This is a genomic window from Nocardia rhizosphaerihabitans, assembly GCF_014646295.1.
In the GTDB taxonomy this organism is placed as follows: domain Bacteria; phylum Actinomycetota; class Actinomycetes; order Mycobacteriales; family Mycobacteriaceae; genus Nocardia; species Nocardia rhizosphaerihabitans.
In genome coordinates, this window is sequence record NZ_BMNE01000008.1 from 133,896 (window position 1) to 156,520 (window position 22,625).

A 22,625-nucleotide genomic window follows, 5' to 3' on the forward strand; every position below is an offset into this window, starting at 1 on the left:
GGAATCCGGTGGGGCCCTTCCTTTGTCAGTGGGTCAGACGCTGTAGCGCAGTGCCTGTTCCGAGCGGCAGATGTCGTCGATGCCGGAGACGATCTCGCGCAACTGCTCCGAGGGCAGGGCCGAGGGGCGCAGGCGGCAGGTGAAGGTGATCAGGCCGTAGTCGGCGGCGGCGAGGCCGCGGGCGGCGGCTTCGGCACGCAGGTACGCCGAGCGCACGCCGTAGGTCATCGCGGAGATGACGGTGAAGCAGCCCGTGCGTTCGCGGTGGTCGGCGAACAGGTCGTGCAGGCCGTAGAACACCGAGCCGTAGTTGGCCAGCGGCGCGAACACGCCGACGCGGTAGGCGGGACCGCGCTCGGAGGAGCTGATGACGGTGTCGGCCAGGTACTCCGCGTCGCGCATGGTGAGCACCTTGGGCGCGAACATCAGCGCGCCCGCCGCGGCATTGCGCACCGGCATGCCCGCGCGCCCGCCCGCGGCAGAGGCGATGGCGCCCAGCGATTTCCGGGTGCGGGTGCCGACCTCGCGCCGGGCCCGCAGGCCGCGGGTGGGCGCGGTGGGGTAGAGGCTGGACCATTGGCCGAAGCGGACGGCGCCGAGGGTCACCTGGCCGGCGCCGACCGGGCGCGCCACCTTCAGCGGCGCGGTGTCGACCCAGCGGCCGACCTGCAGCGCCGCGCTGCCGGGGTTGGTGATCTCGGTGGTGGCGTGCTCGACGAAGGAATCGAAGTCCAGGAACCGGTCGGCGTCGGTGGTGAGCCAGGTGTGGTCCTTGTCGACCTCGACGACGTCGAGGGTCAGGGCGGTGATGATGCCCGCCCGGCCGCCCGCGCCGAGAATGCGGTGGAACCGCTCGGTGTGGTGGCCGCGCCCGCAGGTGCCGATCCGGCCGTCGGGGTCGACGTACTCGAGGTCGACGATCTGATCGATGAACATGCCGTAGCGGTGCGAGGCGGTGCTGACGCCACCGACGGAGGCGAAACCGCCCGCGGTGATGTCGCGGTGGTCGCCGACCACGGGCAGGCCCAGGCCGTGCGCGCCGAGGCGGCGGTCGATCTCGGAGAGCTTGGCGCCCGCCTGCACGCGGACGGTGCGCCTGCCCAGGTTGATGTCGAGCACCGAGTTCATCTTGCGCAGCGAGAGCACCGCGCGCTGATCGGTCAGGCCATAGGACTCTTCGGTCTGCTCGCCGCCGCGAACCGTCAACCGTTCCGAACGATCACGCGAATCACGCACAGTGCGAACGACATCCGCAGTGTCCCGGGGGAGATATTCTTCGGAGATAACGGTGTGCGGCGTGCCCATGACCGCATAGCTAACCACAGCTCGGCGATTCTTGCGCACGGTACCTCGCAGCTATTTCCGGGCAGGGGCGAGCTGCTTGCTGAACAGGACTTTTCCGGTCGCATCGCACAGGTCGACCGTGAGTTCGCCGGAGCGCCCGTCGATGCGGACCTCACCGAAATGCTGGTACTGCGCGTCCAGCGGCGAGGTGTTGGGCGCGGGCGGCGCGTGCACGAACACCGCCTCGGGCCCGAAGGTCGGGTCGAGGTTGTTGGGGCCGAACGCGCCCGCGTTGAGCGGGCCGGAGACGAACTCCCAGAACTCGTCGAAGTCGGTGAAGGCCGCGCGGGCGGGTGAGTAGTGGTGCGCGGCGGTGTAGTGGACGTCGGCGGTGAGCCAGACGACGTCGGCGACCTTGTTCGCCTTGATCGCCGAGAGCACCTGGGCGATCTCGGTTTCGCGGCCCGAGGGTGCGCCGGGGGCGGCATTGGCGGGGCCTTCGAAGGAGGTCTTGCCGTCGGGGACGATCACGCCCAGCGGCAGGTCGGCGGCGACGATCTTCCAGGTCGCCTTCGACTCCCGTAGCCCGTCGATGAGCCACGTGGTCTGCGCTGCGCCCAGGACCGAGCCCTGCGGTGCGGTGTTGGCGCCGTTGGCGTCCTTGTAGGCGCGCATGTCGAGGACGAACACGTCCAGCAGCGGGCCGTAGGCGATCTTGCGGTACAGCCTGCCGTCGACGGCTTCGGAGGGCTCCAGCGGCATCCACTCGTGGAAGGCCTGCCACGAGCGCGCGGCCAGGGTGTCCATGCTGCGCTCGGTGTAGCCCTTGTCGGCGGCGACGGTGCCGCCGGGGTACCAGTTGTTGGTGGTCTCGTGGTCGTCCCACTGCACGATCTGGGCTACGGCGGCGTTGAAGCGGCGGTAGTTGTCGTCGGTGAGGTTGTAGGCGTAGTTGCCACGGAACTGGTCGAGGGTCTCGGCGGGCGCGTTCTTGGCCTCGGCGGTGATGTTCTTCCAGATCCGGCCGTCGGGCAGCGTCACCGACTCCTTCAGCGCGTTGTCGGCGTAGATGCAGTCGCCGGAATGCAGGAACAGATGCGGGTCGCGGGCGGCCATGGTGGCGAAGACCTTCATGCCGCCCAGGTCGGGATTGATGCCGAAGCCCTGGCCCGCGACGTCACCGGACCACTGCAGCCTGATGTCGGCGGGCGCGGTCGGCGCGGTGCGGAAGACGCCGGTGACGGTCTCCGAGCTCGCGCCGTCCTCGCCGTCGAGGCGGACCCGGTAGTGCACCAGCTCGCCCGCGGGCAGGCCGTTGACGCGGACGCGGCCGGTGCCGTCGGTGGCCGGGGTGAGCAGGGGGCCGGTGAATCGCTTGACGTCGCTGAACTTCTCGGTCGCCGCGGTCTCCACGATCAGCGTCGCGGGCTTGTCCGAGCGCGCCCAGATCAGGGCGCCGTCGTTGCGCGGGTCACCGACGGCGACGCCGTGGGTGAGGCTGGGCCTGGCCCGGACCAGGCCGGGGCCGTCATCGGCGCACGCGGCCAGCGCGGGGGTGGTCACCAGACCTAGGGCGGTGGCGCGCAACAGGGTGCGCCGGGACATCGCGAAATCCGAACCAGCCATACGTTTCACGGTGCATCGCCGGGCGGAACAGGGGGACGCGGGTGCGGCAACGTCACGTGAACGGTGCCGTACGGTTCGCATCCGGATTGCCGGATCCAGTAACTTTGCCGCCGTTCGCGCACTGTGCCGCGAGTCGTCGCGCGCCTACCGTCGTCGACATGACTGGACACACCACGCGACCCTCGGTGGGGATCATCGGGACCGGATTCGGCGGGCTCGGCATGGCCGTGCGACTGAAGGCGGCGGGCTACGACGACATCGTCGTGTTCGAACGCGCCGACGAGGTGGGCGGCACCTGGCGGGACAACACCTATCCCGGCGCCGCGTGTGATGTTCCGTCGCATCTGTATTCGTTCTCCTTCGCGCCCAAGGCCGATTGGTCGCGGCGGTTCGCCGAGCAGCCGGAGATCCTCGCCTATCTGCGCGAGGTCGCCGACCGGTTCGACCTGCGCAAGCACATCCGGTTCGCCGCCGAGGTGACCTCGGCCGCCTACGACGAGGACGCCGGTGAGTGGGTGGTGCGGGTCGCGGGCGGCGAGGAGTACCGGGTGCGTGCGCTGGTGGCCGCGACCGGTCAGCTGAGCAGGCCCGCGATTCCCGCGATCGAGGGCATCGACGAGTTCGCCGGGGAGATGTTCCATTCCGCCACCTGGAATCACGACTACGACCTGGACGGCAAGCGCGTCGCGGTGATCGGCACCGGTGCGTCCGCGATCCAGCTCGTGCCGCGGGTGGCGCGACGGGCGGCGCGCCTGGAGCTGTTCCAGCGCGAGGCCGCGCATGTGATTCCCAAGCCGGACTACGCCTACAGCGAGCGTGCTCTCCTCGCGTTGCGCCGGGTGCCCGGCCTGCTGGCGCTCTCGCGCGCCGCGACCTACCTCGCGCTGGAACCGCGCGCCTTCGCGTTCACCAAGTTCCCGCAGGCGATGGCGTTGGTGCAGCGGCGTTTCGAGCGCTACCTGGCCGCCCAGGTACCCGATGCCGAGCTCCGGGCGCGGCTGACTCCGTCGACGAAGATCGGCTGCAAGCGGATCCTGATCTCCAACGACTACTACGAGGCGCTCAACCGGCCGAACGTGGCGGTGGTGACCGAGCGGATCACCCGGATCGAACCGACCGGGCTGCGCACCGCCGACGGCGTGCTGCACGAGGCCGACGCGCTGTTGCTCGGCACCGGATTCCAGGCCAACGAGTTCCTCGCGCCGATCACGGTGACCGGGCGCGGCGGCCGTCGCCTCGACGAGGTGTGGCGCGACGGCGCCCGAGCTCACCTCGGGATCACCGTGGCCGGCTTCCCGAATCTGTTCGTCCTCTTCGGACCCAACACCAACCTCGGGCACAATTCGATCGTCTACATGCTGGAATCCCAGTTCGGCTATGTGCTGCAGGCCGTCGACCGGCTCGCCGCGGGCGCTCGCTCGATCGATGTGCGCCCCGAGGTGGAGGAATGCTCGAATGCCGCGGTGCAGGAGGCGATCCGGACGACGGTGTGGAACAGCGGCTGCACCAGCTGGTACACAACCGCCGCCGGCCGCAACACCAACAACTGGCCGGGCTTCACCTTCGACTATCGCAGGCGCCTGCGCCGGTTCGACGACGCGGAGTTCGTCGTCACGACCGCGGACGAGTCGGTATCGACGGCTCGCTGAGCACCGCGCGACCGGCATCGGTCGCGATAGGCGCGGGGCCCCATGCCTTTCCAGCGGCGGAAGGCCTGGGAAAAGCTCGACACCTCCACATAGCCGAGGCGGTGGGCGATCTCGGCGACCGGCAGGCCGCGGGTCACCAGCATCTCCTCGGCGAGACGTTCGCGGACCTCGTCGAGCAGGGCGCGGTAGGAGGTGCCCTCCTTGGCCAGGCGGTGCCGCAGGGTGCGTTCGCTGACGAACAGCATGGCCGCCAGCTGGGGCGCGTCGGGCGGGTGCGCGAGGTGCTCGACCAGGATGTCGCGCACGCGCCCCGCGGTGCCGCCGCGGGCCTTGCGCCGGTCGAGCAGGTCGCGGCAGTGCTCGGTGGCGACGGCGGCGGTGTGTTCGTTGGCCTGCGGCAGTGGCGCGTCGACGTGGGCCTGGTCGAAACCCGCCAGGCATTCCTCGGCATCGAATTCCGGGATCAGCCCGAAGGTCTCGGTGTAGAGCGCGAGGTCCGCGGGTGGCGGCGCGGGAAAGGCGAAGCACACGTGGTTGATCGGGATCGGGGTGGCGAGCAGGTCGCGGTTGAGGGTTTGGATGGCGGCCATGTCGCGCTCGATCACGAAGCGTCGCAACGGTTCGGCGACATCGGGGGCGGTGAGGGTGAGCTGGAGTTCGGTGTCGGCGCGGCGCATCTGGATGTCGCTGAAGGCGAAGGTCAGGTCGATGAACTGCAGACCGGCCTGGATCGCTGAGCGCGGGGTCGGGCTGCTGATGAGCGCGAAACCCCACATGCCGTACGAGGTGAGCCGGAACAGGGTGCCCGCGCGCAGGCCGAGCCCGGGCGGATCGTCGAGTTCGCGGAGCAGATTGGCGATGACGGCCAGCTCGGCGGTCGCGGAGATCTCGGCGTTCGGGTCGGCGAGCAGGTCGGCGGTGAGGCCGGTACCGCGCAGGCAGGTCGCCACGGGGACACCGCGCTCCTCGCCGAGGCGGGTCGTCAGCAGCGCCCCCATCGGCGTGCGCGGAATGTCCCAGTGCACCACGGTCACAGCCCCGCGGCGGCCGCGGTTTCGGGATACCAGCGGGTGCATTCCGCGCGGAGTGGCACCTCGGTCTGGAGTTGGCACAGGACCGCGACGCCGCCGAGGAAGGAGCGCAGGATCGGCGTGTGGTCGGGCGGCATCGTCAACTGGCGCAAGACATTCGACAGGCGCAGGTCGGTAGCCAGGCGCACCTGCTCGCGCAGCCAGTCGGCCGAGAGCGGGTAGGTGGGGGCCAGCAGGGCGTCGCGGACGGGTTGCAGGCGGGCGGCGACGGTGGCGATGTCGAGTTCGCGGCCGGGAGCGACGAAACCGTGGCGGCGGATGGCGGCCTCGAGGTCGGCGGGGGAGTCGGCGATCACGGCCGCGCCCACGTCACCGGCGACGTCGAGGAAGGCGGCGGGCCACGGGGTGCACGCGCCGAAGTCGACGACGCCGAGGCGGCCGTCGGGCATGCGCAGGAAATTGCCGGGATGCGGGTCGCCGTAGACGAGGGCGGCGCGGGCGGGCGCGGAGAACAGGAAGCGCAGGATCAGCACGCCGAGCCGGTCGAGTTCGGCGGCCTCTCCGCGGGCGATCAGCCGGGTCAGCGGGGCGCCGTCGAGCCATTCGGTGACCAGGACGTCGCCGCGCTGCGCGATCACCCGGCTGACGACCACGTCCGGATCGGCGGCGAAGGCGAGGGCGAACGCGCGCTGGTTGGCCGCCTCCCTGGCGTAGTCGAGTTCGGCGTGGATCTCGTCGCACAGCGCCTCGATCACCGGGCGGGTGTCGGCGCCGGGCAGCAGCGCGGTGAACAGCGGGGTGGCCCGGCGCAGGACCTGGAGATCGGCCAGGACGGCGCGGCGGCCGCCGGGGTACATCACCTTCACGGCCACCGGTGTACCGTCGTGCCAGCGTGCGCGATGGACCTGGCCCACCGAGGCCGCCGCCGCCGCGCGGTCGTCGAAATCGAGAAACAGCGAGCGCCATTCGTCGCCGAGATGCGCGGCCAGCTCCGCGTGGACGGCGCCGGGCAGCATGGCGGGGGCCGAGTCGTGCAGGCGCGCAAGGGCTTGGCGATACGGCTCGGCCAGGTCGGGCGCGAGGCCCAGTTCGAGCAGGCCGAGCAGCTGGCCCAGCTTCGCGACGCAGCCCTTCAATTCGCCGAGCACCTGGAACAGGTGCTCGGCGGTCCTGGTGCGGATGTCGCGTTCCACGTCCTCGGCATTGCGGCCGACGGCGCGCTTGCCGAGTCCGGCGATGCGCCGCCCCGCGTAGGCGACGGGCACCGCGGCGAGCCGGGCGCTGCGGGCGACCTTGCCGGTGGGCGGCTTACCGATCCGCGGATCATCGGGCGATGTCGCGCGGCGAGCGAACGGCATCACCCGGCCCTCTGCGTCCCGTCCGACCATGTCCACCTCGCTGTCCACCGACGCCCGCCACCCCTGTGGCTGCCCACCCGTCGGCTGAGTGCCTCGCAAGAGGCTACCAAGCGGGTGGGCGAGCCCGGTGGGCTTACGGCCTCTCAGCCGAGGGCGCCGAGCCCGGCCAGGGTGCGGTGGATCTCGGCGGTCCAGTCCTGCGCGGCCAGGCGCGAGTAGTCGACCCAGAACATCCCGATCCCGTCGCGGTCCTCCCGGAACCAGCCACCCTCGATATCGGCCTCGAGGACGACGCTCATGCCCTGCTCCGCGGCGACGAAGGTGAGCTCGAGCTGGTTGACCCGCGGGAAGTGGTGCGAGCGGCCGAACTCGATCTCCTGATAGAACGGCAGCCGCTGCGGTGTGCGGGCGATCGTGCCCGCCTCCACATCGGTGCGGAGCAGCCCGAAACCCATGCGCCGCACGGCATCGAGCACGACGTGCTGGGCGGGCAGCGCCCCGATGCCGATCGGATCGGTGTCGGTGGCGTCGACGGCGCCGTGGATGTCGACGACGGTGCGCAGCGCGACCGCGGCACCTGGCAGGTGGTGGCCGTCGAAGAAGGTGATCGGTGTCTCGAACGGAACCGGTGCGGCGAACCGCAATTCGGCCACCGTGCCCGCGATCAGGGTGAACGGCCCGGCGACGCCGACCCGGCCGAAGCCGAGGTCGGCGATCCGCTCCTCGCCGTCGGAGTACTCCCGCTCCACGCGGGTGACGAACTCGACCGCCACGTGCCCGATCGCCTGGTCGACGCGACCGCCGCGCAACCGGATCACGCCCTCGACGATTCCGCCGGGTTGCACACCGGGGGTGAACAATTCGGTTTCGACCTCGGCGCCGCCGACACCGGCCGCGGCCAGCAATTGCTTGAACATGTGAGCAGTCTGGCCGACGGTCCTTATGGTTCGCTTGCCGTCTGCCGGTGCTGTGCGCTAGCTCATTGCCCTGCGGCGCACCGGATTACGCCTCAGCTGGCGGCGGTGTCCGGGATGCGGGTGGCGTCGAGCTGGCGATCGGTGGGGACGACGCCCTTCTTGAGGCTGTGCGCGTAGACGTCGACGTATTCCTGGCCGGTGAGGCGCATCAGCTCGTACATCACCTCGTCGGTGACGGCGCGCTCGACGAAGCGGTTGCCGCTCATGCCCTCGTAGCGCGAGAAATCCAGCGGCGCACCGAACTTGAGGACGACCTTGTGCCGGCGCCACTTGAACGGTCCGGGCGGGCTCACCTTGTCGGTGCCGATGACCGCGACGGGGATGACCGGGACGCCGGTCTCCAGGGCAAGGCGCGCCATGCCGGTCTTGCCCTTGTACAGGCGACCGTCGGGGGAACGGGTGCCCTCCGGGTACAGCCCCACCAGGCGGCCCTCGTCGAGTAGCTTGCGGGCCGCGTTGAGCGCGTCCTCGGCGGCGTTGGCGCCGCTACGGTCGATCGGGTACTGGCCCGTGCCGCTGAAGAAGAACTTCTGCAGGCGCCCCTTGAAGCCGGGGGTGGTGAAGTACTCCGCCTTGGCGAGGTAGTTGATCCGCCGTGGGGACAGCAGCGGCGCGAACAGCCAGTCGGAGAAGGAGAGGTGATTGCCCGCCATGATCGCCGGGCCGTCGGTCGGGATGTTCTCGACACCCTCGACCTCGGGCCGGTTGTACAGATGCATGAACGGTCCCACGAGAACGAACTTGAGCAGCCAGTAGAACATGGCGTCCTTTCCCCGGGACCGGGATAGTCGTGTACAGCCTCGTCGGAAACCGACTTTACCGCTGGTCGCAGGTCACAACCAACCCAGGACGGTAGCCAGGGTCACAGGTTGTGACGCTCATCTCCCGCTCCTGCCTGCGACCGGCGCGCCTGCCGCCGCCCTGGCCAATTCCGCCGCGCCGATCATGCCGGCGGCCTCGCCGAGCTGGGTGGTGCGCAGCCGCGCCAGCGGCCGGTGCCCGGCACCGGTGACCGCGCTCGTGTAGTGCTCGCGCGCTTCGTCCAGGAACAGTGGCGCCGAACTGCTCACGCCACCGGCGATCACGACCAGATCGGGATCGAAGATGTCGCTGACGAAGGCCAGGCCGAGCCCGAGCCAGCGCGCGAAATCGGCCATCACCCGGACCGCGAGCGGGTCGCCGTCCTGGGCGGCGCCCGCCACTCGGCGTCCGGTCAGCGAGCCGGGATCGTGGATCACGTCGCGGGCCAGCACCGAGTGCACCGGGTCGGTCGCCAGCAGTTCGATCGCGGTGTCGGCCAGCGCCGTTCCACTGCAGTAGCGCTCCCAGCAGCCGCGCTTGCCGCAGGCGCAGGCCCGGCCGGCGGGCACCACCTGGAGGTGGCCGAGCTCGGGGGCGACGCCGTGACTGCCGCGATAGAGCTGACCGTCGATGAGCAGGGCGGCGCCGATGCCGGTGCCGATGGCGATGAGTACCACGGTGTGCCCGCCCGCGGCGGCGCCGAAGTGGTATTCGGCCCAGCCGGCGGCATTGGCGTCGTGTTCCAGGATCACCGGCAGTCCGAGACGCGCGGAGAGCCGTTGCGCGACCGGGGCATCCTGCCAGGGCAGGTGCGGGGCGAACAGGACGGTCGAGCGGTCGTCGGAGATGAAGCCGGCGACCGCGAGGCCGACCGCGGCGATCGGATGCCTGCGCGCCAGCTCGCGCACCGAGCGGTCGATGGCGTCCTCGAGCGCGCGCGCCGAATGCGGGGTCGGGGCCTGCACGCTGTCGAGCACCTCACCCTCGGCGTCGACGACCGAGGCGCGGATGTTCGTGCCGCCGACGTCGATGCCGACGGTGAGCAGGTGTTGTCGGTCGATCCGCTGGGTCATCCCCGGATCGTCACCGGAATGTCGACATAGCGCGAGCGTGGTACGCGAGTGGTGCGCGAGTGGTCGTCGGTGTCCTCGGTCGGTGGCGTCGCGAAGAGTCCGGTGCCGGAGGGTGTTGCGGGATCGGCCGGGACATGCGGGCCCATCCCGGTTCCGGCCGGGGCGCCCTGCTGTCGCGGCGCGGCGTATTCGTCGACCCGGCGCGGTCGCGGGGCCGCGGTCTGGTCGGGGCGTGCGGAGCCCCAGCGCAGGCGGGACCGGCCCGGGTTGTCGGAGTGATCGGGTTGCGCCGCGGTTCCGGTGGCACGGTCGGCCGATGGAGCCACCGCGGGATCTGCCTGGGCGGCGCCGGTGCGGTGCGGTGCGCCGGGGCCGGTCGAGGATTCGGCGTGAGCGCCGGTGGACGTGCCCGCCGAAGCCCCGGCAGGTCGGGCGGCGGAGCCTGCGGTGGGGGATGCACCCGTGGACGTGGCGGCGTGACCCCAAGCCTCGTGCGAATCATGGTGTCCCGCAGCGTGTTCGGCCCACTCCGGGGGCAGCACCGGCTCGACGGGCACGCCGGCGAGCGCTTCGCGCAGCACGGTCACCATCGACGTGCCGTGCTCTGCGAGGGCGGCGACCACGTCGTGGTGGTCGCCGCGTACCAGGGCGGCGGCCGCGCAGACCGGGCACCAGGCGCAGCCGCCGAGATCGGCCTGGCCGTCGGCGGCGGTGCGGCGTAGCACGGGTTCGACTCTGGCCAGCAGCACTTCGGCCAGCAGCCGCAGCTCCTCGGTGAACTCGGCGAAACCGTCGGGGTGGCCGTGGCGGTCGGACTGCCTGTCACTGCTCATCTGCGGTGGCCTTCGTGTAGTTCGGATCGGCGGGCCACACCTGCGGATCGGGCCGGAAGCGGACCACGAGGTGACCGTCGTCGAGTTCGGCGCCCGCCACGGTGCAGCGTTGCAGCACCGGCGCGAGCCGTACGCGTGTGCGCACCCCGTCGGCTCCCACGATCAGATCGTCCTCCACTCGGCCCAGCCGCAAGGTGCCGGGATCGACAACCGGTAGCCGAATCCGCATCGCGTACACGGAGTCGACACCGGAACCCGACTCCCATCGAACCATCGGTTCGCCCGAATCCGCGCCCTGAGCGTGCGGGCCGGGCAGCGTGTCGACCGAATAGGAGAACGCGACCAGCGCGTTCACCCCCACCGGTTCGGCGCCGGCGTGCTGGGCGAGCAGGATCGGGACGTCGGTGAGCTGCTCGTGCAGCCGCGCGACCACCTCGAGTTGCTCGGCACGGCGGTTGAGGTACCAGTGCACGGCCGGATGGGCGTTGTCGCCGGGCGGCGGCACCGGTGCCAGCACCTTGTTCACCACCACCGCGTCCAGGCGCAGGCCGAGCAGCGCGGCCGCCGAGCGCACCCGCCGCGCCTCGGCGACGGCGACCTGCTCGGGGCCGGTGATCAGCCGCGCGCTGGTGCGGGTGCGGTCGGCGAGCAGATCACGGACCTGCGTGACCGCGCCGACGATCCGCTCGACCGTGGCCGCCAGCACCGCCTTGCGCAGATCGGCACCGATCGCGCTCATCGTGCGGGCGTGCCGGGGCCACAGGCGCTCGAGATAGTTGAGCAGGGTGTCCGGGGCGGTCAGGATGCGCAGCATGTCGGCCGAGGGCGGGCAGTCGACGACGATGACGTCCCAGTCGTCCTCCTCGGTGTACTGGGCGATCTCCACCAGCATCAGCAGTTCTTGCACGCCGGGCAGGCCGGTGAGTTCGGCCGGGTCGATGGCGGTCAGGTCGACGCCGTGGTCGTGCCCGCCGCCCTTGGCCAGCATCCGCACCACGTCACGGAAGCGGTCCTCGAGCAGGGCGAGGGAATCGATCTCGATCACCTCGAGCCCGGGCGCCACCCTGGCCACCCCGGCGACGGTGCCCGGATCGTGCGGGAAACGGAAGCCGAGCGCGTCGCCGAGCGAATGCGCCTGATCGAGCGAGGCGATCAGCACCCGCCGCCCGGCGCGGGCGTAGCTCATGCCCGTCGCGCAGGCCAGCGTCGTCTTCCCGACCCCGCCCTTGCCGACGAACAGTTCGACGCGGGTACCGCCCGGGGCGCTCAGCCCTCGACCCGCTTCTTCAGTTCCTTCAAGGCCGTATCGGTGATCACCTTCTCGGCCTTGCGCTTGAACATGCCGATCATCGGGATGTTCAAGTCGACGGTCAGCTCGTAGATCACCTCGGTGCTGCCGTCGGGCCGCTCGCGCAGTTCGTAGCTGCCGTCCTGGGCCTTCTGCAGGTCACCGCTGAGCAGTCGCCAGCTGACCGCGTGGCCGTCGGCGCGCCAGTTGTAGGACAGCACGTAGGTGTCCTTGACGACGCCGGCGTCGAGTACGAATCGCGCGGTCGCCGCCCGGCCTGCGGCGTCGGTGTCGAGCACCTCGACCGACTGCGCGGCCGCCACCCACTCCGGATAGGACTCCAGATCCGCGATGACGGCCATCACCTGCTCGGACGGCGCCTCGATGACAATCGATCTCTGGGTCCGGTCGGCCATGGCGGACAACGGTTCCTTTCGTGCGGGACGAGCAGTCGGTGCCGGTGGCGTCGTCAGGGCGCCGCGACGGCTGTGGGCGCCACGCCCGCGGGTCGACCGGCTTCGAGCCGGGCCTTCAGTTCGAACGACATGGTCTTGCCCGCGACCCGGCGGGCCCGGTTCGCCGCGGCCAGCGCGCGCGGCGACATCGGTTTGGCCACGGTGGGTTCGGCGTGCAGGAAGTAGTGCAGGATCGCGCCGTCGGCGCAGGCCTCCAGCCACACCTCCATGGTGCCGGTCAGCGGGCCTGCCACCGTCCAGCGGATGCCCTTGTCGCCGCGGTCCTCGCGCACGTCGAGGCGCAGGTCGGGCCACCAGCGGCGCCAGTTGTCGGTGGCGCTCAGCACGTCGGCGATCGCGGCGGGCGGCGCCGCGAGGAAGGTCTGATCTGCGACCTGGATACTGCTCACCTCGCTGAGCGTAGTGGACGCCACACCGATAGCGGCCGGGGTGTCACCGCAGCAGCTCCCGCAACCGGGCGCCCTGGCGGTCCCAATGCCAGTTCTCCTCGACCCACGCGCGGCCCGCGGCGCCCATCGCGGCCGCCTTGTCGCGGTCGGTGAGCAGCTCGACGAGCGCGTCGCTGATCTGCTCGACCGAGCGTCCGTGCACGACCAGCCCGGTCTCGCCCTCCCGGACGGTCTCGGGCGCGCCGCCGGAGCTGCCTGCGACGACCGGCACCCCGGTCGCCGACGCCTCCAGGAAGACGATGCCGAGCCCCTCGACATCCAGCCCGGCGCCGCGGGTGCGGCACGGCATGGCGAAGACGTCGGCGATGGTGTGGTGGGCGGCCAGTTCACCCGAGGGCACCCGGCCGGTGAACACGACGCTGTCGGTGACGCCGAGCGCCTCGGCCAGCCCGCGCAGCCGCGCCTCGTACGGTCCGCCACCCGCGATCACCAGGACCGCGCCGTCGACCCGTTCGCGCACCTCGTTCATCGCGACGATCAGCATGTCCTGGCCCTTGCGCGCGACCAGGCGCGACAGGCACAGCACCGTCGGCCGGTCGCCGAGGCCGTAGCGGGCGCGCAGCTCGGCGCGCGCGGCCGGGTCGGGCCGGAACTCGGCGGGGTCGACACCCGGTGGCAGGTACTCGAGCGCGGCCCGCGGGCCGAACGCCGAGGCGAACCGGCCGCGGGTGTACTTGCTGACATAGGTGACGACATCGGTGTTCTCGCCGATCGAGCGCAGCACCTGCCGCGCGCCGGGCAGCATCGACCAGCCGACCTCGTGGCCGTGGGTGCTGGCCAGGATGCGCTCGGCGCCCGCGCGCCGCAGCATCGGCGCCATCGCGGCCAGCGGTGCGGCGGCGCCGAACCAGACGGTGTCGCAGTCGTGCTCGCGCAGCAGCGCGCCCGCCCGCTTGATCACACCGGGAGTCGGCAGCATGAGCGTCGTCGGATGCCGAACGACGCGGAACTTCTGTGCGGCGTCGAACTTCTCGTGACTGTCACCACGCCAGCGCGGTGCGTAGACGACCAGGTCGTCGGGCGGCAGCTGATTCGCCAGCGCGTGCAGATACGACTGGATTCCACCCGGCCGAGGCGGGAAATCGTTGGTAACCAGCAGAGTTCGGGCCATAAGTGAACAACCTAATAGGTAAGCGTCACGGAGTGACTCGAGGAGGGGTGGTGGTCAGACGGCGCGGCCGCGCAGCCAGGCGCGCCAGCCGTCGAGCAGTTCGGCGCGCGAGACGCCGAGGACGGAAGTGAAGGCGGCGTCCTGGGCGGCGGGGGACTGTGGGCCGGTCGCGAGTCGCTTGTACAGCTCGGTGAGGGTGGCCGGGCCGTAGCGATCGGCGAGGAAAGCGCAAGTGCTCCAGGCGGATTCGTAGGCGTAGGCGGCGTCGGTCCCGGTGAAGTCGGCGTCGCCGATCAGCTCGGTGGGCAGGGCGCCGGCGCGCAGCCGGGTGGTCAGGGTGGGCGCGATCTGGGAGAAGGTGTTGCCCCGGCCGCGCTGGGCGACGTACTCGGCGTAGCCCTCGAGCATCCACAGCGGCGCGCCGTCGGTGGTGACGCCCCTGGTCGCGACATGGGTGAGCTCGTGGCGCAGCAGGGTGGCCAGGCCCTCGTCGCCGACCCGGCGGCGCGCGTCGGGATTGAACACGATCCGCTGGTCGGTGGGCCTGGTTCCGGGCGCGTACGAGCCGGTGAGCGACACGGCGGCCACATCCGCGGTGGTCGTCGCGCCCGCGGCCCTGGTCAGCGCGGTGAACTCGGTGGGCGTCCCCGCGACGACGATCACGGGCGCGCGATTCCAGTCGACACCCCACGCGGCGCTCACATCGGCGATCGCCAGCTCGAGTTCGTGTTCGAGAACATCCAGATCGGCGCGGTGACCCGGATGGGCCACCAGCAGCGCGTCCGCCTCGCCGCCGGCGGCGACCCGGCGCACCAGGATCGGGCCGAACGGCTGCAGTTCGCGCCGCACCGGTGTGAGCCGGGGGTCGTCGATGCCCTCGGTGGTGTCGAGCACCTCGGCCTCGTCGGTGGCCAGCTGCAGCGGACCCGCGTTGCGCGGCACCAGGATCAGGGCCAGACACGCCCCGGTCAGCAGGGTGACCGAGGCGAGCGTGAGGACGAATTCGAGGCGGCCGTTGGCCGAGAACCAGGAACGGAGGCCGGACGAGCGGCGCGACGGATCGGTCACCGTCGGCTCAGTATCGCCGGGCCGAGTGGTACGGGGTGGTGTTGATCGGCGCGACGGCCACCGGCACTCCGAAGGTGGAGGCGTGCACCATCATGCCGTTGCCCGCGTAGATACCGACGTGCGAGATCTCGGGATAGAACAGCACGACATCGCCGGGCTGCAGATCGTCCTTGGCCACGGGGGTGCCGAAGTTCGCCTGCTGGGAGCTGGTGCGCGGCACGTTCTTGCCGACCTGCTTGAAGGCCCACTGCACGAGCCCGGAGCAGTCGAACTGGTCGGGGCCGGTGGCGCCCCAGACATACGGATCGCCGACGCGGGTCAGCGCCGCGGCCAGTGCGCTGGTGCCGCTGCCGGGGACCAGGCCCTGCAGCAGCGAATCGCGATCGAATCCGGGCGGGAACGGCGAGCCTGCCAGTGTGGACTTGTCCCTGGCCGAGAGCGCACCCCAGGCCTCGACGACCTGGGTGGTGGCCACGGTGAGGTCGTTGCGCTTGCGGTCGACATCGGCGCGCACGGACTCCGCGGCCGCGGTCGCGGCGCGGGCGGTGTCGGCGGCGGCACGGGCGACGGATTCGGCGGCGGTCGCGCTGTCGGCGGCCTTCTTGAACTCGCGCACGCTCGCCGCGGTCTGCTGGGAGAGCACGTCGAGGGTGGACATCTTGTCCAGCAGCTGCTGCGGCGAATTGCTCGACAGCACCGCGAACATGCGATCGGTGCGCGCGCCGGTGTAGGTGGCGATCGCCGTGCGATCGATCATCGGCTGGAACTTGCGCACCTCGGCGCGGGCGGCATCGGCGACGGCGGTGCTCGCGGCGAGCTTGTCGTCGGCCTCGCGCTGGACCGACAGCTTGGCGTCGAGGTCCTGCTGGGCGGTGAGGGAGGCTTGGTTGAGTGCCTCGGCCTGCCGGGACAGGTCGACCATCCTGGCGATCGCGTCACCCGCGGTGGTCGGCAGGGCCACCGGATCGGCGAGGGAGGGGCCCGCGGCATACGCGGCGCACACCAGGATCGCGGCGGACATGGCTCCGGCGATGCCACGTGGCACGCGCGGGTTCCGGTGGTGTGCAGTCACAGTGCGCCGTGCCCCGTTCTCTCGTTGTCCGCCGATACAGCGCTTTACCTGAACCGGACCTTCTCGTCTCGCGAGAAGATCTCGATCAGGTTACGGAACTGCGTGTGTCCGTGTCCAGTAGGCCACGGACAGGTCACGGTGCGCCCTTCCCCGTGAACGACGCACCGTTCGGTGTCGATCAGAAGCGGCGAGCGCCCGCGAACGGCATCGAGGAGACCGGCGCGAGCTGGACCGGGGTGCCCGAGGTGGAGGCGTGCACGACATTGCCGTCGCCGGCGTACAGGCCCGAGTGGCCGCCGCCGTAGAACGACACCAGGTCGCCGGGGCGCAGATCGTCGATCGAGACCGGGGTGCCCGCACCGAGCTGGGCGCCGCTGGTGCGCGGCAGCTCCATGCCCGCCTGGCGATAGGCCCACTGGACCAGACCCGAGCAGTCGAAGGCGTCCGGGCCCGCGGCACCGTAGACGTAGGGGGAGCCGACCTTGCTCAGCGCGGCGTCGAGCGCGATGTCCGCGGCGGTGGCACGCGGCGCGGTGAACACCGGCGGCGCGCCGGGGGTCTCGATGCCGGGGATGCCCTGCGGCAGCGGGATCTCGTTGGGCACCTCGAAGGTGCCGATACCGGGAACGGTGACCGGCGTCGCCGACGCGGGAGCGGCCGGCAGGAGGAACGCGCCGATGGTGGCAGCGCCGACGGCTCCGGCGGCAACGGCTCGCTGCGCCTGACGCTTGACGGTGTTGGTCGCCATGATGCGGGTACTTCCAATCTGCCCCACGACGCCGTGTCCGTATGACGCGGCGGGCTTCATCCCGTTGCACCGTTTCCGGTCCGAGGGGACTCCGTGAGGTCTCGAAAAGGTTACGAAGACATCACGGTGGTTTGTAAAGTCGGACATCGGTCCGGGAAGCAAATTCCGCGATATCACCCGCCTTCGCCTGCGAGCTGCGTCACACCAATCACGAAACGATAACGCCAGGTCGCCTCCGCGGGCTTCCGGGCTCCTGTCCGGCGCGTCGCCATTGGGCTTCTTCGCGGCCTATTGGTCTACCCCTAGGGGTGAACCCCCAGGTCGCACCCGCGCGTCGCGTTCGTAACCGGTCGGTCGCCCAGTCGTACGCGCAGGCGGCGCGCCGCCTGCTTCTGTGTGCTCGGATCGGTAATCGCTCTTACCCGATGAAATTCGGGACAGTCATGTGATATCCGGCAAACTGTGATCCCGGTCTCATTCGACCCTGATCAAGGTCATTTTGTTCGCATCGGAACGAAAGTCTCGCAGCGAATTGCCGGCGACGAGCGTGTCGGATTCTCCGTCGACCGGTCCGGCTCCGGCCGACACCCCCGTCCGCGCCTGACGCTCCCACCGAACCGGCCACTACCGACCCAACGCTGACCCCGCTTGTCGGACCCCCGTCCTACGCTGCTCGCCGTGCCCGATCCCGTTCCGCTCCCGGCTGCCGCCCGTCAGCTGGCCTTCGACGAACTCGACACTCCGCTGTATGACACCACCTTCGTCGTCGTCGACCTGGAAACGACCGGGACCAGCCCGCACGGGGATTCGATCACCGAGATCGGGGCGGTGAAGGTGCGCGGGGGAGAAGTGCTGGGGGAGTTCGCGACCCTGGTGAATCCGGGGTTCGCGATCCCGCCCGCGATCGTGCAGATCACCGGGATCACCACGGCGATGGTGTACGAGGCGCCGCGGATCGAGGCGGTGCTGCCGGGCTTTCTGGAGTTCGCGGCGGGCGCGGTGCTGGTGGCGCACAATGCCCGCTTCGACACCGCGTTCCTCAAAGCCGCTGCGGCGCGCCAGGACATCACCTGGCCCAACCCGCAGGTGCTGTGCACGGTGAAACTGGCGCGACGGGTGCTCACCCGCGACGAGGCGCCCTCGGCGCGACTCGGAGTGCTCGCCCAGATCCTCGGTGCGTCGACCACCCCGACGCACCGCGCCCTCGACGACGCCCGCGCCACCGTCGACGTGCTGCACGCGCTGATCGGCCGGGTCGGCAACCAGGGCGTGCACAGCCTCACCGAGCTGCTCGACTACCTGCCCGGCGTCACCGGAACCCAGCGGGCCAAGCGCACTTTCGCCGGCGATCTGCCGACCTCGCCCGGGGTGTATCTGTTCCGCGGTCCGTCCGACGAAGTCCTCTATATAGGGACCGCGGTCAATCTGCGCCGCCGCGTCCGCAACTACTTCACCGGTTCGGAGACCCGCGGCCGGATGAAAGAGATGGTGGCACTGGCGATTCGGGTCGACCATGTGGTGTGCGCGCACGGTCTGGAAGCGGGCGTTCGCGAGCTGCGTTTGCTCGCCGCGCACGCGCCGCCGTACAACCGCCGCTCGAAGTTCCCCCGCCGCGGCTGGTGGCTGACGATCAGCGACGAGGCCTTTCCCCGGCTCGTCGCCGTGCGCACTCCGACGCGAACAGCGGTGGGGCCGTTCGGTTCTCGCGCCGACGCCGTCGACGTGGCCGCGACGATCGCCGAGTTCGCCGGACTGCGAACCTGCGCCACCCGGCTCACCCGCGCGGCGAGACACACCTGCCTGCCCGCGGTGGTCGGCGGCTGCCCGGCGGCTCGCCCCGCGGCCGACCTGGACGCCACCGGTTACGCCCCGGCGGTCGAGGCGGTGCGTGACCTGTTCACCGGCCGCTCCGACGCGTTGCTGCGGGCCATGCTCGACCGTATCGAAACCCATTCCGCCGCCGAGCATTTCGAGGCAGCGGCGCGCCTGCGTGACCGCACCGCCACCGTCGTCACCATGCTGCACCGCACCCAGCGCCTCGCCGCGCTTGCCCGCATCCCGGAGCTGATCATCGCCCTGCCCGACGGGGCGGGCGGCTGGGAATTCTCGGTCATCCGCTACGGCCGCCTCGCCGCGGCAGGCACAGCCACGCGCGGCACCCCGCCCATGGCTGTCGTCGACCAGATCGTCGCCGCCGCCGAAACGGTGATCCCCGACCTGGGCGACGCCGCGTCCTGCGAGCCGCCGCCTGACGACACCATTCCGCCCCTGCGCGGCGCACCGCCCGAAGAAGTCGGTGTCATCGCCCGCTGGCTCGCCAAACCCGGCGCCCGCATCGTCCGCACCAGCGAGGGCTACCGCGAACCACTGCACGGCGCGGCCCGCTGGAAAGGCTGGGCGCAGCTGGCGCGCACCGCGGCGACCACCAGGAGCGCCGAGGAGCAATACCTGGCCGAACGGTGACCACCCGGCGAGAGGATCATGGAACCGCCTGTCACGCCCGGTGACAGCGGGAGAAAGGGCGAACCGCGGATGTTCGTGAAGGTGTGCGGCCTGACCACCGAGGAACAGATCGACTGGGCCGTCGAGCTCGGCTACTCGGCGATCGGCGTCATGGTCACGCCCAAGAGCAAGCGGTACCGCACGCCCGAGCAGGCCCGCGCCCTCGCCGACTACGCGCGCGGCCGGATCACCACCTTCGTCGTCGCCCTGGAAGCGGCCGAGGTCGCCGAGGTGGCCGACGCGTTCGACGTCGTGCAGCTCTACCAGTGGGCCGACCTGCCGAACCTCGCCTTCTGCTCCTCGACGCCGCCCGCACCCGAGCAGACCAGCGAATACTTCTTCTACGACGCCAGCGCGGGCTCCGGGATCTTCGAGGAGTTCCCCGACTGGGTGCGCGCGCTGCCGGGCAAGGTCGTGCTGGCCGGTGGACTCGACGCCGACAATGTCGCCGCCACCATCACCCGCCACCGTCCCTACGGCGTCGACGTGTCCAGTTCGGTGGAATCGGCGCCCGGCGTGAAGAGCCGTGACCTCATGCGACGGTTCAAAGCGGCCACCGAGCGGCCGCAAGTTCTAGGCTGATCCCATGATTACCGCGATCGTGCTGATCCAGGCCGAGAACTCTCGTATCCCCGAGACCGCGCAGGCGCTCGCCGACACCGCAGGAGTCGCCGAGGTGTACTCCTGCGCCGGTGACGTCGACCTGATCGCGATCGTGCGGGTCCGCGATCACGCGCGGATCGCCGAGGTGGTCACCAGCGGCATCGACAAGGTGGAAGGCGTGGTCCGCACCACCACCCACATCGCCTTCAAGTCATATTCGAGCGCCGACGTGGAAGCCGGATTCTCGCTGGGGGAGTGAGGCTTTCGCTCGCTCAGCCCTCGTCGAGGGTCTGGGTGAGCTCGGCCCAGCTCTGCAGCAGCTTCGCCGCCGCGCCGCTGTCGACGGCGGCCGCGGCGCGCTCGAGCCCGCCCGCCAGCGCGGCGTCCAGGTCCAGGTCGGCATCGCCGACCCCGCGCGAGAGGTCGTAGGCGACGATCGCGGCGGCGGAGTTGAGCAGGGTCGCGTCGCGCACCGGGCCCGGCGTCCCGGCGAACACCTCGCGCGCGATCCCGGCGTTGACCTCGGCGTCGCCGCCGCGCAGCGCGTCCAGCTCGACGCGGGGGATACCGAGGCGCGTCGGATCGATCACCGTCTGCCTGATCCGCCCGCCGCTGACCACCCACACATCGGTGAGGTCGGAGGTGGTGATCTCGTCGAGCCCGTCGCGCCCGCGCACCACCAGCGCACTGGCGTCACGCTCGGCGAACACACCGGCGATCACCGGCGCGAGGTCGGCGAACGCGCAGCCGATCAGCCCCGCCCGCGGCTGTGCCGGGTTGGTGAGCGGCCCGAGCACGTTGAACACGGTCGGGATGCCGATCTCCTTGCGCGCGGGCCCGGCGAAGCGCAGCCCGGCATGGAACAGCGGCGCGAAGCAGAAACCGATGCCCGCCTCGCGCACCGACCGCGCCACCGACTCCGGGCCGAGCGCGAGCCGCACGCCCAGCGCCTCCAGCACGTCGGCGCCACCGGACTTGGACGATGCGGCCCGGTTGCCGTGCTTGACCACCGGCACACCGGCCGAGGCCACGACCACCGAGGACATGGTGGAGATGTTCACCGAGCCGGACCGGTCACCGCCGGTGCCGACGATGTCGACCGCGTCGCCGTCGACATGGACAAGGCGGGCGTGCCCGAGCATGCCCGCGACCATGCCCGCCAGCTCGGTGGGGGTGGGGCCCTTGATCTTCATGGCGACGCCGAACGCCGCGATCTGGGCCGCGGTGGCGTTGTCGGTGAAGATCTCGTCGATCACCCAGGTGGTGTCGTCCGCGGCCAGGTCACCACCGTCGGCGAGGGTTCCGAGCACCTGGGGCCAGCTGCGCACGCTCATCTGCTCCGCATCCTTCTCCTCGACCGACACCGTCGCGCAAACTCTTCTCGCGCGCGCCTGTGTTGCGCAACCTTATTGCGCCGCTGAGCAAGTTTAAGGGGCGGGACGAGGCGGCTGCAGCGCGTCCCAGCCGTCGGCGACACCGTCGTGGCGCTGGGCGAGCCCGGCCATCCGCGAACGCTCCTGCGAACAGCTCAGCGGGTCGAGTACCTGCACCCGCTGCAGGATGATCGGCACCAGCTCGTCAGTGGCCGCACGCACCGGCTCGGCGCGCGTGTACCCGTCGTATCCGGCGATCTCACAGGCCGCCTCCAACTGCCCGGCGGGCAGGCGCAGGTGGTGGCGCAGCACCGCCTCGGCCTCCCGATCCAGGCCGGTCGCCCGGTCCAGCACCGCCGAGCAGGCCTCGACGTCGTCGAAACTCGACGCGACCACGACCAGATCGGCCCGCGCCGGGTCGAGCGCCTGCGCGCTTCCACCGAACAATCGCCGCCACATCCGCACCACGACCATCGCCGCCTCCTCGTCTCAGGTTATCCACATCCAACGCTGTCACAATGAGTCGTCACGTGATCGTCGCCAACACGCCGACCGAGGTCGCGGACCCCCTCTGTGCGTGGGTTTTCCGCCTTGCGCGACAAAGTTTCGTACCCGGGTACAGCTGTCGTACTACGAAGAGTCATACTTACCCCGTGACGACCGCAGTAGGCACCCCAGGATCGGCCATTACTCAGCGTGTGCATTCGCTGAACCGGCCCAACATGGTCAGCGTCGGAACCATCATCTGGCTGTCGAGCGAGCTGATGTTCTTCGCCGGCCTCTTCGCCATGTACTTCGTTGCGCGCGCGCAGGCGCACGGCAACTGGCCCCCGGAGCCGACCGAGCTGAACATGACGCTCGCCATCCCGGTGACGGCCGTGCTGATCGCATCGTCGTTCACCTGCCAGATGGGCGTGTTCGCCGCGGAGCGGGGCGACGTGTTCGGCCTGCGCCGCTGGTACATGATCACCCTGGCGATGGGCACCTTCTTCGTGTTCGGCCAGGGCTACGAGTACTACCACCTGGTCCACGAGGGAACCTCGATCGCAGGCAGCTCCTACGGCTCGGTCTTCTACATCACCACCGGCTTCCACGGCCTGCACGTGATCGGCGGTCTGATCGCGTTCGTGTTCCTGCTGATCCGCACCACGCTGAGCAAGTTCACGCCCGCGCAGGCGACCGCCGCGATCGTGGTGTCGTACTACTGGCACTTCGTCGACATCGTCTGGATCGGGCTGTTCGCCACGATCTACTTCGTCCGCTAGGCGCGGGCGCACAACATTTGCACAAGTCGGTTCCGTCT

Annotated in this window: 22 protein-coding genes; 5 read left to right on the plus strand and 17 right to left on the minus strand. The window is 70.6% G+C overall.

What is annotated here, in order from left to right:
* Positions 1-33: 33 nt before the first annotated feature.
* Positions 34-1,305, minus strand: coding sequence for an FAD-binding oxidoreductase (locus IEY60_RS28770; RefSeq protein WP_189033644.1), 1,272 nt, complete (start codon positions 1,303-1,305; stop codon positions 34-36).
* 51 nt (positions 1,306-1,356) lie between these two features.
* The gene (locus IEY60_RS28775) at positions 1,357-2,910 is read right to left on the minus strand and encodes an alkaline phosphatase D family protein (RefSeq protein ID WP_189033645.1); all 1,554 of its coding nucleotides are present in this window, start codon (positions 2,908-2,910) and stop codon (positions 1,357-1,359) included.
* A 158-nt stretch (positions 2,911-3,068) separates the two neighbouring features.
* Between IEY60_RS28775 and IEY60_RS28780 the strand changes: the two genes are divergently transcribed.
* Positions 3,069-4,559, plus strand: a complete 1,491-nt coding sequence (locus IEY60_RS28780) for a flavin-containing monooxygenase (protein ID WP_189033646.1) — start codon at positions 3,069-3,071, stop codon at positions 4,557-4,559.
* Here the strand turns inward: IEY60_RS28780 and IEY60_RS28785 are convergent.
* The 13 genes from IEY60_RS28785 to IEY60_RS28845 form a co-directional block, all read right to left on the minus strand.
* The gene (locus tag IEY60_RS28785; protein ID WP_229740214.1) at positions 4,478-5,593 is read right to left on the minus strand and encodes an AraC family transcriptional regulator; all 1,116 of its coding nucleotides are present in this window, start codon (positions 5,591-5,593) and stop codon (positions 4,478-4,480) included. The genes IEY60_RS28780 and IEY60_RS28785 overlap by 82 nt on opposite strands.
* Entirely contained in the window at positions 5,590-6,978 is a 1,389-nt protein-coding gene (locus tag IEY60_RS28790; protein WP_229740215.1) for an ABC1 kinase family protein, read from the minus strand. Before IEY60_RS28790 ends, IEY60_RS28785 begins: the two co-directional genes overlap by 4 nt.
* A gap of 113 nt (positions 6,979-7,091) precedes the next feature.
* Positions 7,092-7,865 (minus strand): sporulation protein, encoded by a 774-nt coding sequence (locus IEY60_RS28795; protein ID WP_189033647.1) that lies wholly within the window; start codon positions 7,863-7,865, stop codon positions 7,092-7,094.
* Positions 7,866-7,957: 92 nt separating this feature from the next.
* Entirely contained in the window at positions 7,958-8,686 is a 729-nt protein-coding gene (locus IEY60_RS28800; protein ID WP_189033648.1) for a lysophospholipid acyltransferase family protein, read from the minus strand.
* A 117-nt stretch (positions 8,687-8,803) separates the two neighbouring features.
* The gene (locus IEY60_RS28805; RefSeq protein ID WP_189033649.1) at positions 8,804-9,799 is read right to left on the minus strand and encodes an ROK family protein; all 996 of its coding nucleotides are present in this window, start codon (positions 9,797-9,799) and stop codon (positions 8,804-8,806) included.
* A complete protein-coding gene (locus IEY60_RS28810; protein ID WP_189033650.1) occupies positions 9,796-10,632 on the minus strand; it encodes a hypothetical protein in 837 nt (278 codons plus the stop codon). The genes IEY60_RS28805 and IEY60_RS28810 overlap by 4 nt, the downstream gene beginning before the upstream one ends.
* Entirely contained in the window at positions 10,622-11,902 is a 1,281-nt protein-coding gene (locus tag IEY60_RS28815) for an ArsA family ATPase (RefSeq protein ID WP_308426138.1), read from the minus strand. Before IEY60_RS28815 ends, IEY60_RS28810 begins: the two co-directional genes overlap by 11 nt.
* Positions 11,899-12,336 (minus strand): SRPBCC family protein, encoded by a 438-nt coding sequence (locus IEY60_RS28820; protein WP_189033651.1) that lies wholly within the window; start codon positions 12,334-12,336, stop codon positions 11,899-11,901. Before IEY60_RS28820 ends, IEY60_RS28815 begins: the two co-directional genes overlap by 4 nt.
* A 53-nt stretch (positions 12,337-12,389) precedes the next feature.
* Complete coding sequence (locus IEY60_RS28825; protein WP_189033652.1) at positions 12,390-12,785, minus strand: SRPBCC family protein; 396 nt, start codon at positions 12,783-12,785, stop codon at positions 12,390-12,392.
* Between the two features lie 43 nt (positions 12,786-12,828).
* Positions 12,829-13,956: a glycosyltransferase family 4 protein gene (locus IEY60_RS28830; protein WP_189033653.1), complete on the minus strand. Its 1,128-nt coding sequence runs from the start codon at positions 13,954-13,956 to the stop codon at positions 12,829-12,831.
* A gap of 54 nt (positions 13,957-14,010) precedes the next feature.
* The gene (locus IEY60_RS28835; RefSeq protein WP_189033654.1) at positions 14,011-15,024 is read right to left on the minus strand and encodes a hypothetical protein; all 1,014 of its coding nucleotides are present in this window, start codon (positions 15,022-15,024) and stop codon (positions 14,011-14,013) included.
* A 7-nt stretch (positions 15,025-15,031) separates the two neighbouring features.
* Positions 15,032-16,045: an NlpC/P60 family protein gene (locus IEY60_RS28840; RefSeq protein WP_189033655.1), complete on the minus strand. Its 1,014-nt coding sequence runs from the start codon at positions 16,043-16,045 to the stop codon at positions 15,032-15,034.
* Positions 16,046-16,274: 229 nt separating this feature from the next.
* Positions 16,275-16,844 carry a C40 family peptidase gene (locus tag IEY60_RS28845; protein ID WP_189033656.1) on the minus strand — a complete coding sequence of 190 codons (570 nt, stop codon included), beginning with the start codon at positions 16,842-16,844 and terminating at the stop codon, positions 16,275-16,277.
* 678 nt (positions 16,845-17,522) lie between these two features.
* Here IEY60_RS28845 and IEY60_RS28850 point away from each other — a divergent pair.
* Genes IEY60_RS28850 through IEY60_RS28860 form a run of 3 tightly spaced genes read left to right on the plus strand, consistent with a single transcriptional unit; the run spans position 17,523 to position 20,208 of the window.
* On the plus strand, positions 17,523-19,307 hold the full coding sequence (locus IEY60_RS28850) for a DEDD exonuclease domain-containing protein (RefSeq protein WP_189033657.1): 1,785 nt from the start codon (positions 17,523-17,525) through the stop codon (positions 19,305-19,307).
* An 18-nt stretch (positions 19,308-19,325) separates the two neighbouring features.
* The gene (trpF, locus tag IEY60_RS28855; RefSeq protein WP_189033658.1) at positions 19,326-19,928 is read left to right on the plus strand and encodes a phosphoribosylanthranilate isomerase; all 603 of its coding nucleotides are present in this window, start codon (positions 19,326-19,328) and stop codon (positions 19,926-19,928) included.
* Between the two features lie 4 nt (positions 19,929-19,932).
* Entirely contained in the window at positions 19,933-20,208 is a 276-nt protein-coding gene (locus IEY60_RS28860; RefSeq protein ID WP_189033659.1) for an Lrp/AsnC family transcriptional regulator, read from the plus strand.
* Positions 20,209-20,221: 13 nt separating this feature from the next.
* Here the strand turns inward: IEY60_RS28860 and trpD are convergent, their stop codons facing one another.
* A complete protein-coding gene (trpD, locus tag IEY60_RS28865) occupies positions 20,222-21,283 on the minus strand; it encodes an anthranilate phosphoribosyltransferase (RefSeq protein WP_189033660.1) in 1,062 nt (353 codons plus the stop codon).
* Positions 21,284-21,376: 93 nt separating this feature from the next.
* Positions 21,377-21,796 carry a hypothetical protein gene (locus tag IEY60_RS28870; RefSeq protein WP_189033661.1) on the minus strand — a complete coding sequence of 140 codons (420 nt, stop codon included), beginning with the start codon at positions 21,794-21,796 and terminating at the stop codon, positions 21,377-21,379.
* Between the two features lie 179 nt (positions 21,797-21,975).
* On the opposite strand from IEY60_RS28870, the gene ctaE reads away from it, so the two are divergent.
* On the plus strand, positions 21,976-22,587 hold the full coding sequence (ctaE, locus tag IEY60_RS28875; RefSeq protein WP_189033662.1) for an aa3-type cytochrome oxidase subunit III: 612 nt from the start codon (positions 21,976-21,978) through the stop codon (positions 22,585-22,587).
* Positions 22,588-22,625 lie beyond the last annotated feature (38 nt).

Bases quoted from the DNA above. Each gene is read 5' to 3' on its own strand.
- IEY60_RS28780 (WP_189033646.1), top strand. From the start codon at position 3,069: ATGACTGGACACACCACGCGACCCTCGGTGGGGATCATCGGGACCGGA.
- IEY60_RS28770 (WP_189033644.1), bottom strand. From the start codon at position 1,305: ATGGGCACGCCGCACACCGTTATCTCCGAAGAATATCTCCCCCGGGAC.
- IEY60_RS28790 (WP_229740215.1), bottom strand. From the start codon at position 6,978: ATGGTCGGACGGGACGCAGAGGGCCGGGTGATGCCGTTCGCTCGCCGC.
- IEY60_RS28830 (WP_189033653.1), bottom strand. From the start codon at position 13,956: ATGGCCCGAACTCTGCTGGTTACCAACGATTTCCCGCCTCGGCCGGGT.
- IEY60_RS28775 (WP_189033645.1), bottom strand. From the start codon at position 2,910: ATGGCTGGTTCGGATTTCGCGATGTCCCGGCGCACCCTGTTGCGCGCC.
- trpD (WP_189033660.1), bottom strand. From the start codon at position 21,283: ATGAGCGTGCGCAGCTGGCCCCAGGTGCTCGGAACCCTCGCCGACGGT.
- IEY60_RS28810 (WP_189033650.1), bottom strand. From the start codon at position 10,632: ATGAGCAGTGACAGGCAGTCCGACCGCCACGGCCACCCCGACGGTTTC.
- IEY60_RS28800 (WP_189033648.1), bottom strand. From the start codon at position 8,686: ATGTTCTACTGGCTGCTCAAGTTCGTTCTCGTGGGACCGTTCATGCAT.
- IEY60_RS28870 (WP_189033661.1), bottom strand. From the start codon at position 21,796: ATGGTCGTGGTGCGGATGTGGCGGCGATTGTTCGGTGGAAGCGCGCAG.
- IEY60_RS28840 (WP_189033655.1), bottom strand. From the start codon at position 16,045: ATGTCCGCCGCGATCCTGGTGTGCGCCGCGTATGCCGCGGGCCCCTCC.
- trpF (WP_189033658.1), top strand. From the start codon at position 19,326: ATGGAACCGCCTGTCACGCCCGGTGACAGCGGGAGAAAGGGCGAACCG.
- IEY60_RS28860 (WP_189033659.1), top strand. From the start codon at position 19,933: ATGATTACCGCGATCGTGCTGATCCAGGCCGAGAACTCTCGTATCCCC.
- IEY60_RS28795 (WP_189033647.1), bottom strand. From the start codon at position 7,865: ATGTTCAAGCAATTGCTGGCCGCGGCCGGTGTCGGCGGCGCCGAGGTC.
- IEY60_RS28820 (WP_189033651.1), bottom strand. From the start codon at position 12,336: ATGGCCGACCGGACCCAGAGATCGATTGTCATCGAGGCGCCGTCCGAG.
- IEY60_RS28845 (WP_189033656.1), bottom strand. From the start codon at position 16,844: ATGGCGACCAACACCGTCAAGCGTCAGGCGCAGCGAGCCGTTGCCGCC.
- IEY60_RS28805 (WP_189033649.1), bottom strand. From the start codon at position 9,799: ATGACCCAGCGGATCGACCGACAACACCTGCTCACCGTCGGCATCGAC.